The sequence below is a fragment of the Paenibacillus sp. FSL R7-0204 genome (assembly GCF_038002225.1).
In the GTDB taxonomy this organism is placed as follows: Bacteria; Bacillota; Bacilli; order Paenibacillales; family Paenibacillaceae; genus Paenibacillus_AQ.
On record NZ_JBBOCA010000001.1, the window covers coordinates 7,190,211 to 7,206,038 of the forward strand.

The 15,828-nt window shown below is 57.3% G+C and carries 10 protein-coding genes; 3 read left to right on the forward strand and 7 right to left on the reverse strand.

Annotated features, from left to right (window positions below; all coding sequences use genetic code 11):
- Positions 1-265: 265 nt before the first annotated feature.
- The 3 genes from MKX42_RS31160 to MKX42_RS31170 form a co-directional block, all read right to left on the reverse strand.
- The gene (locus MKX42_RS31160; protein ID WP_340757252.1) at positions 266-2,683 is read right to left on the reverse strand and encodes a transglutaminase-like domain-containing protein; all 2,418 of its coding nucleotides are present in this window, start codon (positions 2,681-2,683) and stop codon (positions 266-268) included.
- The gene (locus tag MKX42_RS31165) at positions 2,652-4,193 is read right to left on the reverse strand and encodes a DUF58 domain-containing protein (protein ID WP_340757254.1); all 1,542 of its coding nucleotides are present in this window, start codon (positions 4,191-4,193) and stop codon (positions 2,652-2,654) included. Before MKX42_RS31165 ends, MKX42_RS31160 begins: the two co-directional genes overlap by 32 nt.
- Positions 4,194-4,349: 156 nt before the next feature.
- Positions 4,350-5,792: a polysaccharide deacetylase gene (locus MKX42_RS31170; RefSeq protein WP_340757256.1), complete on the reverse strand. Its 1,443-nt coding sequence runs from the start codon at positions 5,790-5,792 to the stop codon at positions 4,350-4,352.
- Between the two features lie 90 nt (positions 5,793-5,882).
- Here MKX42_RS31170 and MKX42_RS31175 point away from each other — a divergent pair, with 90 nt between their 5' ends.
- A complete protein-coding gene (locus MKX42_RS31175) occupies positions 5,883-6,563 on the forward strand; it encodes a DedA family protein (protein WP_340757258.1) in 681 nt (226 codons plus the stop codon).
- 38 nt (positions 6,564-6,601) lie between these two features.
- Positions 6,602-7,555 carry a helix-turn-helix transcriptional regulator gene (locus MKX42_RS31180; RefSeq protein ID WP_340757260.1) on the forward strand — a complete coding sequence of 318 codons (954 nt, stop codon included), beginning with the start codon at positions 6,602-6,604 and terminating at the stop codon, positions 7,553-7,555.
- 329 nt (positions 7,556-7,884) lie between these two features.
- Here the strand turns inward: MKX42_RS31180 and MKX42_RS31185 are convergent, their stop codons facing one another.
- Both MKX42_RS31185 and MKX42_RS31190 read right to left on the reverse strand, forming a co-directional pair.
- Positions 7,885-9,417 carry a DHA2 family efflux MFS transporter permease subunit gene (locus MKX42_RS31185; protein ID WP_340757261.1) on the reverse strand — a complete coding sequence of 511 codons (1,533 nt, stop codon included), beginning with the start codon at positions 9,415-9,417 and terminating at the stop codon, positions 7,885-7,887.
- Positions 9,414-9,866, reverse strand: a complete 453-nt coding sequence (locus MKX42_RS31190; protein WP_036723807.1) for a MarR family winged helix-turn-helix transcriptional regulator — start codon at positions 9,864-9,866, stop codon at positions 9,414-9,416. The genes MKX42_RS31185 and MKX42_RS31190 overlap by 4 nt, the downstream gene beginning before the upstream one ends.
- Positions 9,867-9,995: 129 nt before the next feature.
- On the opposite strand from MKX42_RS31190, the gene MKX42_RS31195 reads away from it, so the two are divergent.
- Entirely contained in the window at positions 9,996-10,682 is a 687-nt protein-coding gene (locus tag MKX42_RS31195; RefSeq protein ID WP_340757263.1) for a DinB family protein, read from the forward strand.
- A gap of 192 nt (positions 10,683-10,874) precedes the next feature.
- Here MKX42_RS31195 and MKX42_RS31200 read toward each other — a convergent pair whose 3' ends face one another.
- Both MKX42_RS31200 and bcp read right to left on the reverse strand, forming a co-directional pair.
- A complete protein-coding gene (locus MKX42_RS31200) occupies positions 10,875-15,161 on the reverse strand; it encodes an acyl-CoA dehydratase activase-related protein (protein WP_340757265.1) in 4,287 nt (1,428 codons plus the stop codon).
- A gap of 120 nt (positions 15,162-15,281) precedes the next feature.
- A complete protein-coding gene (bcp, locus tag MKX42_RS31205; RefSeq protein ID WP_340757266.1) occupies positions 15,282-15,743 on the reverse strand; it encodes a thioredoxin-dependent thiol peroxidase in 462 nt (153 codons plus the stop codon).
- Between the last annotated feature and the right edge of the window lie 85 nt (positions 15,744-15,828).

Below are 15,828 nucleotides of genomic sequence, written 5' to 3' on the forward strand. Positions count from 1 at the left end.
CTCTATTTCAAGGTTTTGGGCTGGCTGTGGTAGGGGTGGAGCGAATACCTGCATGGGGCAAAGGTAGCGGAAACAGGCTCGCGGCCATGACAGTTAGGAATACCTGCAGATGAGCAAATGTCTGCTCATTCGCCGCTGCCGGGAGCCGACACCAAGTTATAGGGATAAAGAGAAGAATTGTAGCCGGTTTTTCGATTACATTTGTAGCGGCAAGCTTAGCCGTCACAAAGACGTCCGCTGCAAATGCAGGGACGCCGATTCTTGATCAGGTCAGATGGAAGGTAATCATCAGGCACCGTGCCATGAATGCCGCTGCGTCCATGGTATCGGCAGCGTTGGGGGGCGACATGGGCGTGGAAGGCGTCGAGGGAGCGGCGTCTCCAGCGGAGCCCGACGCCGTCAAGGGCACGCCGCCTCCGGCGCCGCCATACACCAGGGTCTCCCACTGGCGTACAAACCCCCGGACGGCGGCGCGCAGCCGCCCGTCCTCGATAGCCAGGGAGTCTGCGTACTCCCTGGCAGTAACCCCGGGCAGCGGCGGCCCATAGCGCGCCGCGAGCCCGTGCCAGGCCGCAGCGGCGGCGCGCAGCTGCCGCTCACGGCCAAGCCTGCCGGCGCGGCGCACCGCCGGCAGCAGGGCCAGGCTGCGCCGCCAGCGGATGGCGGCAGCCAGCACCAGCGCCGCCAGCGCGAGCGGCGCAGTGTCCGGGCCGCCCGCCTGCGGCAGGGCGGCGGTGAGCGCGTCCGCGTGCAGCGCAGCGGAGCGGCGGGTGTCCGGCGGCGCGGAGGCCGCCGCCGGGTCCGTAGCAGCCGCGCCGAGGGCAGCGGCAGCAGCGGCGGAGGGTGTGGGGTCGAAGGAGACCCAGCCCGCGCCGGGGAAATAGACCTCGACCCAGGCGTGGGCATCGCCGCCGGTCACGCTGTAGCGCTGCGGCACAGAGCCGGGCACGGCGGTTCCCGGACCGTAGCCCTGGACGTACCGCGCCGGAATGCCGCTGCTGCGCAGCAGGACCGTCATCGCAGTGGCAAAATGCACACAATACCCCTGACGGGTCCCGAACAGGAAATCATCGGTGAAATCGGCACCGGACGGCGGCACGCGGGTCTTCAGCGAATAGGTATAGCCTTCCTTAAGATAGCCGGCTACAGCCACTGCAGCATCGTAACGGCTCGCAGCTGCTGTGGTAAGATCCCCGGCCAGTGCACGCACTCTGGGCGGCAGAGCAGCGGGGAGCTGCAAATACTGGCTGCGGACCCCGTCGGGATCACTCCCCTTCAGCTTCCGCAGCGTTGCCGGATCACTTGGCGGCAGAACAGACTTGACGGTATACTCCGTAACCCCTGCGGAGCCGTAGACTTCCGGCAGGCGGAAGCTGAGTTTGTCCGGGCTGGCCAGCACGTAACCCAGCTGGCTTCCGTCCGCAAGCCGGATGTTATGCACGTCTGTTATAGCGCCTGCGCTGAACAGAGGCACACCTCCAGTGGAAGGCGCAGCGAGCTGAATTCGCTGGATAAACGTCAGCCCCCCGGCGGATGATGCATCCGCCAGAGCGGGCACCGCCCCGGACAAGCGGGGCAGATTCAGCGCTGAATACGCGGCGCCGCTCCTGATCCAGCGGCGGCCGTCATAATACGCCATGTTCTCCCCCCGTGAGTAGTAGGGACGGGAAGCAGTGACCGTGAAGGCCGCCTCCCGGCTGGGAGTCAGGGGCAGGCCAAGCTCTCTGTCCTCCATGCTGTAGCCGGTGCTGCCAGTGCCTGGTACGTCTGCCTCCCCGGGTCTTTGCGCCGCTGCCCAGTGCTCCAGCTTGTCCAGCACCGGCTGCAGTGTAACCGGAGCAGCCGGGCGCGCGCCAAGCCCTTGCCCGGCTATCCAGGCGGCCAGCGTTACCAGTACAGCCGCCGATAACGCTCTGGCTCCCCAGCGGGCGTAAGGAAGAACCTGCCTTCCTGTCCGTTCTTGCAGGTGGAGCAGGCCGCTTAAGGCACGCAGCCACAGGATCAGCCCCGCCGTAACCAGTACATCCCCGGAAGTATTAACGGCATAGCCCATATCCAGTACCAGCAGATACACCAGCGTTACACCGGTGAACAGAGCAATACTTCCTCTATACAGCGCGAGCTGCTGGACGGAGGACACCAGCAGTCCCCAGCCCAGCACCAGAATCAGCAGCCTGCTGTCCTCGCTTAATGCGGAGATCCGGCCGGAGAGCAGCAGTAGGGCATCCTGTCCGCTTTTCTCCATGGCATAGACCTTCAGCCAACCGCCCCCACCTCCCGCAGCAGCACAGAGGCCATACCAGGTCATGAAGATTAGAAGAAGCTGCCCGCTTGCCTGGACAGGCCGGGGCAGCAGCAGACAGCCCCATGCGAGAAGTGCTGCTGCCGAGAGCATCAGGAGCCGCAGGAGCTGTGCATGATCCGCTGCTGCAGTCAATCTGTAGAGCGGCAGCAGCCACAGCCCAAAGACGCCCATAATCGCCAAAGAGAACAGGCCGCGATAGTACAGGGGGCTGTTCTCTCTTTTACCCGCGTTGCTGTTCTCTGCAAGGTCTGATTCCTGCATCCCTGCCGCTGTAAACATGATGCTTCCGTAGCGGCGCTGCCTGCTGTGGGTTGAGCCTTTCGGACTGGCTCCATACGTGCTGGCACTAGCAGGAGGTGGAGTTATCCGGGAATCCATCAGGCTCCGCCCCCTTGTACCCTTGTGCAGGAGCAGCATGGCTCAGACAGTGAATTCTCGCGCCAAGCCGCATTAGACTTCCCGCAATCGTATCCGAGGCAGGCGGTCTGCTGTCCCCGTACACCGCGGGATCATGCCCCGATGTTGCCCAGTCCTCCCGTGCCAGCCTGCTGCTGCGGGATAGCTCTGGCGTTGTACCCGCTGCTCCGGCGGGACTCCGCACAGGATTACCGGGAGTCCGGCCCCTAGAAGGCTGGTCCCAGACATAATACAGCTCCACTCTGATTCCCTGAACCAGGAAGCGGGCCAGTGTTCTCGCCGACTCCTCCTCCAGCCGGCCGGTAATGACGGATACCGTCATCCCGGGAATCCAGCTCTGCGACGCGTCCTCCAGCAATCTGCTGAGACTCTGTGAGCCGGAGGGGGCAATCTCTGTAAGCAGATCCCGGACCCTCCCGGGAATCTGGCCCACACCCTCATGTCTGGCCATCCCTTCCGGCCAGCCGCCGCTGAAGAGCTGGATGTAGCTGCCGGAGCGCTCGGCAGAGAGCAGCAGGCCCATAGTAGCCGATACCGCCTGTTCAAAGGCCGGGATCACCGACCTCCGCTGGCTACGTGGAGCATGCGCGCCGCCGGGAATCTCATAATCCGCCGGACTGCTCGCAAGCACCATGCAGGTCATCTGCCCCGCTTCACGTTCCGGCACTCTGCTCTGCAAATTGCCTTTACGGGCACTGCTCTTCCAGTGAATCCGGCTGAACGGATCACCCGGCGCATAATCACGGATATCCGCTGCTTGCGGGCTGCTGTGGGTTCCCCGCCCGGATGCACGTTCTCCGGGCAACAAGCCGGTATCCGGCACTGCTGCGCCCATATATAGAGCTCTTGGCAGCACCTTGAAGCCCGTCTTGCCGCCCGGCTGGCAGCCTCCTGTGAACAGCCCCGGCAAATCTCCCCAGGTTACACTGCACCCATGAAGCTGATGCACCCCTCTGGGGACAGACAGCAGCTCATACGAATATTTGAAGGAGCGCCGGAAGCCGGGAAACAGCAGCTCCTGATGGCTGCCACCGCTCCAGTAATCGGTCACAATCATCCAGGGCAGCGGGATTCTGGCGGCAAAAGAAATCTGAACCTCCACAACAGCATCATCCCCCGCAGACAGACGTACAGGAGTAATCGTGCGCTGGACACTAACTCTCCGGGGACCGCAGAGCTGCATCAGCAGGCCGCCGGACATAACCACTCCGCCAGCTGTCAGCAGCAGCAGGAGCGATTCTCCGCCGTGCCACATATATAGCCCTCCGGTAACCGCCATCAGGAGCAGCATTCGCCCCCACTCCCCGGCTGTGCGGCGGACGCGCTTCCGGGTGAACCCTGCAATCTCTGCATTCCCGTACCTGTTTTGCTGTGAATATACCTGTGATTTCGGATCTGTCAATGATGATGAGGACAAGGAGGACACCCTTCCATGGTCATAGACTAGCCCCCTGACAGCCCGTGGTTTCACTGGCTATACCGCTTGCTGAGGCCTGTTGCTATCTATTCTTTCCACGAAAAAGGATGCCCAGACATTCAGCCGCCGCTTTTCCCCGCTAGCTCTCCCTGTTCTCTGCTCTCCTTGCCATTCCCTCCATCCAGCCCTCCTCCCAACCGGATATCAGCCTTAAGCTGCGGTAACCCTGCGCTCCTCTGCATTAACAAAGGCTTCAGCACCCGGATGACCTGCCGCCTCCAGCAGCATACGCAGGGGTACCCAGAGGGAGGAGCCTTGGAGCTGCACCTGTGCCGCCTTGTACTCTGCTGTACCGTCCGGCCAGTGAATGCCCACCTCCTGCTTCTGTGAGTCTAACGTCATGCTGCGGCCGTTCCAGCTTACAGCTGCGCTCCGGGTAACCGCATTCCAGCCAACCCGTCCGCCCAGCCGTTCCACGGTGGCGCGTAGCGGAACGTAGTACTGCCCGTCCTGGAGACGGTATTCTCCGGGCTTCAGCTTGGCCTCCATCCCGCCAATCTCAAGTGCAAGCGCCTTGCCTGGTGCAAACAACTCCGCATTTGGGACAATATTAGCCGATATCCAATCCTGTGAAGGTTTGCTCCGATGAAGGGAGGCTGCCTTGGAGGACACCCTGAACTGTACGGGATCACTCTGCGCATCCAGAACACCGAACTCATAACCGGCTGCTCTGTAGCGTTCAATGATAGCAGGCAGCGCCTTGGCGCTCTGTTCATGGCCCGATCCGTCATGCAGCAGCAATACCACACCGGAAGAGGTCAAGTCAGCCACAGAAGCCTGTACAATCTCCGCAGCGGGCACTCCCCGGCGGCGGGAATCCCCGCTGTCCACAGTCCAGTCCATCACCCCGTAGCCCGCCTGCTTCAGCAGATTGAAGTATGTACTGTCGAAATGGCCGAACGTGCCGCCCGGCGCACGGACAAGCTGCGGACGGACGCCTGTGATCTCACATACCGTTTCCTCCGTCTGTTTGATTTGTCGCCAGAATTCCGTGAAGCCGCTATATAAATCATGATAGTTATGATTGTAGGTATGGTTGCCGATAGCATGCCCCTGCTCCCAGATAGCCTTGATCAGCTCGGGACGGCCTGCGGCCTGATCCCCCAGCACGAAAAAGGTCGCCTTAACCCCCTGCTCCTGCAATATGCTGAGTACCTTGGGAGTAACTGCGCTTGGCCCGTCGTCAAAAGTCAGATAGACCACCTTCTCCTTGTGGTGTCCGGCTGCTGGAGCAGCTTTTCCCGCAGCAGCGGATACTTGGTGTATAGCGGGAGCAGGACGCTCTGCACCTGCTTTAGGGGCTGAACCGCCCGAAATATGCGGCTGCCGTAATTCTCCGGTTGTCATTCTGGCCGCTGCCGGACGCAAATCTTGCACCGGGACAGCCGGAGCATTATTCTTAGAGAGTAGAGGTAACGTTCTGCCTGTCTCTGCCTGTAGGTAGTACTTACTCCGTGAACCGGAAGAATCCCCCTGCCCTCCATAAGCTGACACACCCAGACTTAGCACAACAGCAATAACAAGCAACCCGCAGATCATGATGCGGCGGATAGAATTTTCCCGGTTGTCCTTCATCTTCTCTACCTCCAGCATTCTATTGGCGCTCCCGCACCATTTGGTAGATTGTATGAAGACAAGCTTCAGAATAGAATAGGCGCGCAGCCTTTGGAGAGTGAAGAATCTATGGATATGCTGAAATGGATACAAGAATTGTTTGCGAGCTATGGTTATAGCGTATTGTTCTTCGGGCTTTTGCTCGAATTTATCGCCCTGCCTTTTCCCGGGGAGACCACGATGGCCTTCGCAGGATTTCTCTCTTACACCGGGAGGCTGGATTTCTTCACCCTGGTGATCGTAGCCTTCTTAGGGACTACAATCGGGATGACCATTACTTATTTCATTGGACTGAGGGCCGGTCTGCCCTTTATCCAGCGGTACGGCAAATGGTTCATGTTCTCTCCCGCCAAGCTGGAAAAGACACAGCGCTGGTTCGAGAAATACGGCAGCGTGCTGATCTCCATCGGCTATTTCATCCCCGGCGTCCGCCACTTCACCGGTTATTTTGCCGGGATTATCGCCCTGCCCTTCCGTAAATTCGCTATGTATGCCTACGGGGGCGCAATATTCTGGGTAGTGTTATTCCTGGGAATCGGCAAAATCTTCGGCCCGCAGTGGATGGGCATCTTCCACCTGATCGAATCCTACGCCCTCTGGATCGCGGTAGGTGTGCTGGCCATCGCCGCGCTGATTGTCATCTACCGTTACCGGGCCGCCATTTCTCTCCGGCTGCGCCGGCGCAAGCCGGTGGCTACGATTGAACCCAAGGTCCAAGTGAAGGTCAAAGAAACTTCCAAGACCCGCTAATCCCTACCTCACCTAACGCCTGAAAGAAGGTTTTCCTGTTGAAAATAGACCGTCTGCTCTCCATCGTCATTCTGCTGCTGAACCGGCCGCTGATTCAGGCCAAGGAGCTGGCCGATATGTTCGAGGTCTCCGTGCGTACGATTTACCGCGATATAGACAGCATTAACAGCGCAGGCATCCCTGTGGTTACCTATCAGGGCGCAGGGGGCGGCATCGGCCTCATGCAGGGCTACCGGCTGGACCGCAACGTGTTATCGGAACGCGAGCTGGCCGATATTTTCAATGCGCTGCAAAGCGCCTCTTCCATCGGAGGAGGCGGCCATCAGCTATTGATGGAGAAAATCAGCAGTATCGTCCCTCCCTCCCAGATCGCCGCCTTCCGCAGTAAAACCACCCGGATGATTGTCGATTTCTCCCCTTGGGAGCTGACAGGTCCGCTGGAGGAGCGGCTGAACCTCCTTAAAGAAGCCTTGGAGGAAGAGGTCACGGTCACTTTTGAATACATAACGGCCGAAGGCAGGGTAAGTGTGCGTACAATCGAGCCATATACGCTGGTCCTTAAGGGACAGTTCTGGTACTTATACGGGTTCTGCCAGGACCGTCAGGATTTCCGCCTCTTCAAGCTGCTGCGGATGAAAGCGCTGGTGAAGGAGAACAGCCACTATATCCGCCAGGATATCCCTCTTACTGAGCTGCCGTGGAGCAGTGCCTGGAAGGAACCGCAGAATCTCACGCCGGTCACGCTGCGTTTCACGCCAGAAGGCAAGCATCTAGCCGAGGAATACTTCGACTGTGAGACGCTCCAGCGGGAGGATACCGGCGGATATACCCTCACAGTCAAATACCCTGAGAATGATTGGCTGTACGGCTTCCTGCTAAGCTTCGGGACCGTCCTGGAGGTGCTGGGACCGGAGCATGTCCGCCGCAGATTAGGCGAGGTGGCCCGCGGCGTCGCGGCGGCATATTCAGCAGATCTGGCGGAGACGCAATAACCCCCCGCCCGCATTCAAGCACGTACAATCTTTTTCCATCCGCATACGAACCTGAATCTATGTTGTCAGGTTTGCCAGTTTATACTCCTAAGAGAGAAGCTGGTTATTGACTGGTGGCTGGGGAGGAAGCAGGACAGTGGGGTAGTTCTGCTTCCTCTCCAGACGCAAAAAGACGATCCGGCAACCGTTAACGGTTATACCGGATCGTCTTTTTTAAAATATAAGAATTTATATGTTTCACACGATAACTTGTCCTTCTATTTCTCGCTGAAACGGTACCGTCCTTTAAAAGGACGGCAAAGCCGTTTCCACTTGTACTGTATACAGGATTATGCTCTCTGTGATTTCGTCAGGTTCGGCTGCGGCTGTCCGCCTTCCGCTTCTTCCGTCTTCAGGAAGTCGGGCTGCGGAGAGGTCTTGCGGATGAACAGCGCCAGCACTAGGGCAACAACAGTCACCCAGGTTGCTACAGCGAACGCATGGGTAATCCCGTTAATCGTTGCGTCCTGTGTAAGCTTAAGCATCGCAGCTTTATCGGTCTTCGACACCGCACCGCTTACCAGTGCATCTGTAATGTTGCTCTTCGTACGGTTGGTCATCAGGCTGACGAACAGGGCCATCCCCAGTGCGCCGCCCACGGTACGCAGGGTGTTGGACATGGCTGTACCATGGGAAGCCAGACGCTGCGGCAGCTGGTTCAGACCGGCAGTGACGATAGGCATCATCAGCATTGACATCCCGAACATCCGGGCTGTATACGTTAGGATCAGGTGGGTATAGGTGGTAGTGGTGCTGATCTGGCTGAATTCCCAGGTCGTCACAGTGGTGATAGCAAGGCCGATAACCGCCAGCCATCTGGCGCCGATTTTATCAAATATAATTCCGGTGATCGGTGACATAACACCCATCAGAACCGCACCCGGGAGCAGCATCAGTCCGGATTCCATCGGTGTAAAGCCGCGGATGGTCTGCAGATAGATCGGCAGCAGGATCATCCCTGCATACATAGCCATAGTGACGATAATGTTGATCACGGTAGTTAGTGAGAACATGTTGTATCGGAAAATGCGGAATTCAAGCAGCGGCTTATCCGCGGTCAGCTCACGCCACACGAACAGTCCCAGGGACACGATACCCAGGATCAGACAAAGAATAACGGTCGTACTTCCCCAGCCGTCTGTTCCGGCGTCACTGAAGCCGTAGAGCAGCCCGCCGAAGCCCAGGGTCGATAAGATCACACCTGGTTTATCCAGCTTCGGAGAAGTCAGCTTACCGACATTCTGCATAGTCTTCATGCCGAGCAGCATCGAGAAGATGGCCAGCGGAAGCACAATGTAGAACAACACGCGCCAGGAATAGTTCTGCACGACCCAACCGGACAAGGTAGGTCCGACAGCCGGAGCAAAAATCATCGCAACCGCCATCAGTCCCATCGCCTTGCCCCGTTCTTCAATCGGGAAGATACGCAGGAACACAATGTTCATCAGCGGCATCAGGATTCCGGCACCTACGGCCTGAATGACTCTGCCGACCATAATCATCTCAAAGCCTGTTCCTATTGCACAGACTAGAGTACCTATTGAAAATAACATCATTGCTGTCGTAAAGAGCTGGCGGGTCGTAAATTTCTCCACCAGATAGGCGCTGATCGGCACAAGCACACCGTTAACCAGCATGAATCCTGTCGTCAGCCATTGGGCCGTATTGGCGAGGATATTCAGATCCTCCATCATTTTGGGCAGCGCCACATTCATCAGTGTCTGATTCAATAACGCCACGAAGGCGCCGATCAGGAGCGCTGCGATAATCGGGCCTCTGCGGACCGTCTTGGACGGTGCATTACCGGCTGTAATTGTACTCATAGCTTCTTGTTGTCTCTCCCTTGTTCTAGAATTCGGATAATTTCACCATGCAGCCGCAGCAGCTCCTGTACATCCTCCGCAGGAATGTCAGCCAAGGGCTGCAAATGTCTTCGGAGTGACTGTCTGCTGAGCAGACGGATCTCCTTGCCTTTCTCAGTCATCGCCAGCTTAAATATTCGTCTGTCGCTCTGCGAGCGTTCCCTGGTAATCAGTCCGGCCTTCACCATCCGGTCCACTACACCGCTGGCTGCGCTGTTGCCCAGATGCAGAAGATCGGCCAGCTCCGTGATCCCGATATCGGGATGCAAGGATAATTTACGCAATACCATCAGTTGGGTAGATGTGATGTTAAGCTCCTCTGCATCCTTCCACAGAAGCTGCTGGAAATTATGGGTAATGCAGCGGAAAGAGGACAGAATATCGTCCAGTTGCTTTTCCTTTTCTTCCAAGCCTTATCCCTCCACAAGCATAATGCACAATAATACTTCGCATGCGAACTATTTTACTATTTACCTATTTATCCGTCAATGATTTTCTTGCAGAAATTTTCTGAAAATTACGGAAAGCGAGGATTAAACATGAATTCTGAACAACGCAATCACTGGAACGGGCAGCATAAAATTTTGACGGGAATCATCACCAAGCCAGGGGCGCATACCGAAGCAGTCGCTATCGCTCTGGAGCTGCACACTGCTCTCTACGCTTCTGAAGAAAGCAACGGGCAACAGGCAACCTATGAGGATTCCTTATGGGACCAGCTGCTGGAGTCCACCGTACGCAGCTACCCGGTGCAGACACCCGGCAGCCGTAATTCTATAGTCTGGCATCTCTGGCACAGTGCACGGATTGAGGATATCACCATGAACATCCTGGGGGCTGACCGTGAGCAGGTGCTTCATACAGAGCGCTTTGCAGATAGGCTTCAGACCCCTTTCCTTCATTCCGGCAACGGGATGAGTGAACGAGATGTCGCTGCACTCAGCAGAGAGGTCAATCTTGGGGCGCTGGCCGAGTACCGTCGCGCCGTCGCCTGCAGAACGCGTTCCATCCTATCCTCTCTGGAACCGGGACAGCTCGGGATGAAGGCAACTCCGGCGCAGTTCGAGAGAGTCCGGGAAGAGAAGGCCGTTCTGGACAGCGAGCAGTGGCTAATGGATTACTGGAGCGGCAAGACCTTTGCCGGTCAGGTGCTGATGCCGGCCACCCGGCATAACTTCGTCCATCTGAACAAAGCGATGCAGGTGAAACAGAAGCTGCAGAAGTGAAACGGGGGTATCCGGAGGATTTGACCCATGTGCTCCGCGCCTGCTCCATGTGGTCGGTTTTTCGACTACATTCTCTCCACTTGCCTCCTGCGGGCCCCATGTGTTCGGTTCTCCGCACACATGGGGGTTGAGCCCTGGAAGGCAAACAAGCGGACCGGCGCATTGACCGGTCCGCTTGTTATATTCATCATTCTACCCCTGACAGCCTACACTGCCGGCCATGACTGGCACCAGCTGTGCCAGATCGTCCGGCGACGGCTGGGTACCGGCGGCGAGGCCGCTGGCAATCGACATCATCAGCTTGATCCGGTTGGCTTGGTTGACCACGCTGACTCCGGCATCATAATCAATGGCGACGATGTTCGCACCAGGATACAGATCCTTGAGCCCCTTAATCATCCCGCGCCCGGTAATGTGATTCGGCAGGCAGGCAAACGGCTGAATACAGGCAATATTGTTCACACCGTTATCCAATAGATCCATCATCTCCGCCGTCAGGAACCAGCCTTCACCCATCTGGTTGCCGACCGACACGAGGCGGCTTGCCTTCTCGGCCAGACCGTAGATATTCTCCCGGCCTTTGGATAGTCCCGCCTGCTCCAGTGCTACCTTGACCGGCTTGCGGTAGATTTCGAGATAGGAGATCAGCATGGGATTGATATAGCCCAGCCGCTTGCTTTTGCCGAATTGCTCGGCCTTGTAGATCGGATTGTAGACACAATAGAAAATGAAGTCCAGGAAATCAGGCATCACGGCCTCCCCGCCCTCGGCCTCGATCATGTCGATGATATGGTTATTCGCATCCGGATGGAATTTGATTAGAATTTCCCCGACAATGCCCACCTTGGGCTTATCCGCCGGGATGACCGGCAGCCGCGAGAACCCGGCAACAATCTCACGGGTCAGCCGCTTATATTCGCGGAACGAGAAGTTTGACAGGCTGCCCTTACAGCGGCCCATTCCTTTGCGGAATAAGGCCTCTGCGCTTCCCGGCACCGCTTCATACGGTCTGAAGCGGTGCAGCAGACGCATCATCAGATCCCCGTAGCAGGCTGCGGCAATCAGGCGGTTCGCCAGCTTCAGGCTGATGCGGAAGCCCGGCTGGTTCTCCATCCCGGAGGCATTCAGGGAGATTACCGGGATCTGCCCCAGATCGGCATCCTTCAGCGCCTTGCGCAGCAGGGAGATGTAGTTGGTCGCCCGGCAGCCGCCGCCGGTCTGCGACATGATGACAGCGGTCCGGTCCGGGTCATAATCGCCGCTCTTCAGTGCCGACAGCATCTGCCCGATCGTTACAATCGCCGGATAACAGGCGTCATTGTTGACGTACCGGAGGCCTTCCTCCGTCTCCTGCGGACCGGTCGATTCCAGAATTTTCAGCCGGTAGCCCGCATCCTGGAAGACACGTTCGAACAGCTCGAAATGAATCGGTGACATCTGCGGGGCAAGGATGGTATAGGTATCCTTCATTTCTTTGGTGAACGGCACATTGACTTGCGGCTTGTAGAGCAGCTGCGGCTTAACCTGGCCTCTCTCGCGCTCACGCATCGCGGCCTGGAGCGAACGCAGGCGAATCCGCGCGGCTCCAAGATTGCTGATTTCATCGATTTTGATAAGCGTATAGACCTTGTTGTGACGCTCCATAATCTCCTGAACCGCATCGCAGGTAATCGCATCAATTCCGCAGCCAAAGGAGGTGAGCTGGACCAGCTCCAGATCACTTCTTCCCGCAGCCAGCCGGGCTGCACGATACATCCGCGCATGGTAGGTCCACTGGTTCACTACGCCAACATCCCCTTCGCTGCGGTCCAGATGGCAGATCGAATCCTCGGTCAGTACCGCAAGTCCCATCCCGGTAATCATATCGGCAATCCCGTGATTGATCTCAGGGTCGGCATGATACGGATGTCCGCAGAGCAGAATTCCCTTCGTGCCTGTCTCTGAGAGGAAGACCAGCGTCTCCTCGCCCTTGGTACGCACATCGTTCTTCGCCTGCTCCGCCTCCACCAGTCCCGCCTGGACAGCAGCCACAATCTCCTCCTTGGGCACCTCGGCGAAGGTTCGTGCCAGCACCCGGGTCAGCGCCGGAATATCGTCGAAAGTCAGGAAAGGGCTGACCAGCGGAACCCCCTGCTCCTTCAGGCCGTCCATATTATTGCGGATTACCTCGGGGTAGGAGGCAACCACCGGGCAGTTGAAGTGATTCTGCGCGGCATCATCCTCCTTCTTCTCATACACCACCGCCGGGTAAAAGATGAAGTCCACGCCCTGGCCGATCAGCTGCTGTACATGCCCGTGAGCCATTTTGGCCGGATAGCAGATGGATTCCGAAGGAATCGTATCCATTCCGCTCTCATACAGCTTCTTACTCGACTTGGGAGACAACACGGTACGGTAGCGCAGCGAGGTGAAAAAGGTATGCCAGAACGGGTAATTCTCGAACATATTCATTGTGCGCGGAAGTCCAACCGTCCCCCGGAGCGCTGCCACTTCAGGCAGGCCCTCGTAGGCGAAGAACCGCTCATATTTATATTGCATCAGATTCGGCAGCGTGTTCTTCTCTTTCTTGCCGCCTGCGCCGCGTTCACAGCGGTTCCCCGTCACATGGAAGCTTTTATCCGGGAACCGGCTGATAGTCAGCGCACAGTTGTTGGCACAGCGGCTGCAGCGGCCTGGAGCAACAGAATACTGGAAGCTCTCCAGCTCCTCCGGTCCGAGAATCGTGCTGATTCCTTCCGGGGCAGCCTGTTCTCTGGCAATCAGCGCACAGCCGTAAGCGCCCATCACACCGGCGATATCAGGTCTGACTACCGTTCTTCCCGTCAGCAGCTCAAAAGCCCGCAGGACAGCCTCATTATAGAAGGTGCCGCCCTGAACAATGATATTCCGGCCCAGATCCTCGGGATTACGGATCTTAATCACCTTTTGCAGCGCATTCTTCACCACGGAATAGGCAAGCCCCGCCGAGAGATCGGCAAGTGTCGCCCCCTCCTTCTGGACCTGCTTCACCTTGGAATTCATGAACACGGTACAGCGCGAGCCGAGATTCACCGGCCCCTTCGATTCGAGCGCCGCAGCGGCGAATTCCTCTATCCCAAGCTCCAGTGCGGAAGCGAAGCTCTCCAGGAAGGAGCCGCAGCCCGCCGAGCAGGCTTCATTAAGCATCAGGCTGTCGATGGCTCCCCCGCGGATCTTGATGCACTTCATGTCCTGGCCGCCGATATCGAGGATGAAGTCGACCTCCGGCATGAACCGGGAGGCGGCCTTGTAATGGGCCACCGTCTCTACTTCTCCGCCATCCATCCGCAGCGCCGCCTTGACCAGACCCTCTCCATAACCGGTTGCGTAAGCTCCTGCAATATAGCAGCCGGAGGGCAGAATCCGGTAGAGATCCTTCAGTGCGTCCGTAACCGACTGCAGCGGATTGCCTCCATTGCTCCCGTAGAAGGTATGCAGAATCTCATCTGCCGCTCCGGTAACTACCAGCTTGGTCGTGGTAGAGCCGGCATCAATGCCGAGATAGACCGGTCCCTGGTAAGCTGCCAGCACGGAGCGCGGTGCTGTAGCCTGACTGTGACGGAGTCTAAACTGCGCCAGATCATCCGGTGTTCCGAACAGCGGCGCCAGCTCTGCATCCTCCGCGCGGTCCTGCGAGAAGTCTACAGCCATGATCCGGGCAATCCAGCCGCTCAGCGGCAGGAATACGGGATCTGACCCGGCAAGCGCCGAACCGATGGCGACGAAGTATTGCGAGTGCTCCGGGAACAGCACCTCCTCCTCCTTCAGTCCAAGCGTCTCCTTGAACCGGTCCCGCAGAGCGGACAGGAAGGTCAACGGTCCCCCGAGAAAAGCAACACGCCCACGGATCGGACGTCCGCAGGCCAAGCCGCTGATTGTCTGGTTCACGATGCTCTGGAAGATCGAGGCCGCCACATCCTCGCGCCGCGCCCCTTCATTCAGCAGCGGCTGCACATCGCTCTTGGCAAATACCCCGCAGCGCGAAGCGATGGGATAGATCCTTTCATGCTTCACCGCAAGCTCATTCAGCCCGGCAGGGTCCGTCTGCAGCAGAGAGGCCATCTGATCGATGAATGCCCCTGTACCGCCTGCACAGGCTGTGTTCATCCGCTGCTCAATGCCGCCGCTGAGATAGATGATTTTGGCATCCTCTCCGCCCAGCTCAATCGCGGTATCACATTCTGGAATCCGTCCGCTGATCGCCCTCGTGCAGGCAATGACCTCCTGGACAAACGGAATCTCCCCTAGCTTGGACAGGGATAACCCGGAGGAGCCGCTTACGGTGAGCGCTGCTTCACTGCCTGTGAATCTTTGCTGCACCTCTGACAGTAGGGTAACCGCCGCTTTTTTTATATCACTGAAATGACGCACATAATCCTGATATATAATGATATCCCGTTCCATAACCACCAATTTGGCTGTAGTTGATCCGACGTCAAGCCCAATACGCAGTCTCTTCATGCCATCCCCCATACCTTGCTCCAAATTTGAAGTAATATGAGGCAACTATATCACGAGTAAGCCTGACTATAGCTGTTAGAAAAGTAACAGACAAATACAATTAATTACCAGCATACTTAATTATTTCACGATTTGTTCTAATGCGGCTTCCACATGGCCCTTCACTCTGACTTTTCGCCACTCCGCTCTCAGAATTCCTTCCTCATCAATCAGAAAAGTAGAGCGCACAATCCCCATGAATTCCTTGCCGTAGAGCTTCTTAAGCTGCCATACCCCGAACAATTCGCTCACCCTATGCTCCTCATCGGATAATAACGGAAAGGGCAGGCTATTCTTCGCAATAAATTTGCTGTGTGAGGCCAGCGGATCGGCACTGATTCCAAGAACAACCGCCCCATTCGCGGCAATCGTATCGTGGGCATCGCGGAAATCGCAGGCCTCCTGGGTACAGGCCGGGGTACTGTCCTTAGGATAGAAGTAGAGCAGCACCTTCCTGCCGCGGTAATCATTTAAGCTGATGTTGCCCCCTGTTGAGGCTGGGAGTGTGAAGTCCGGAACCTTGTCACCTACTGTGATATTCATTTATTATTCACTCCTCTTAATGTGGTTGTTGATTTCTGAAATTGCGTGTCTTCCCAAAAGAAATTATAATGTAGAGAATGTGAAC

Bases quoted from the DNA above. Each gene is read 5' to 3' on its own strand.
- MKX42_RS31160 (WP_340757252.1), bottom strand. From the start codon at position 2,683: ATGGATTCCCGGATAACTCCACCTCCTGCTAGTGCCAGCACGTATGGA.
- MKX42_RS31170 (WP_340757256.1), bottom strand. From the start codon at position 5,792: ATGCTGGAGGTAGAGAAGATGAAGGACAACCGGGAAAATTCTATCCGC.
- MKX42_RS31175 (WP_340757258.1), top strand. From the start codon at position 5,883: ATGGATATGCTGAAATGGATACAAGAATTGTTTGCGAGCTATGGTTAT.
- MKX42_RS31185 (WP_340757261.1), bottom strand. From the start codon at position 9,417: ATGAGTACAATTACAGCCGGTAATGCACCGTCCAAGACGGTCCGCAGA.
- MKX42_RS31195 (WP_340757263.1), top strand. From the start codon at position 9,996: ATGAATTCTGAACAACGCAATCACTGGAACGGGCAGCATAAAATTTTG.
- MKX42_RS31200 (WP_340757265.1), bottom strand. From the start codon at position 15,161: ATGAAGAGACTGCGTATTGGGCTTGACGTCGGATCAACTACAGCCAAA.
- bcp (WP_340757266.1), bottom strand. From the start codon at position 15,743: ATGAATATCACAGTAGGTGACAAGGTTCCGGACTTCACACTCCCAGCC.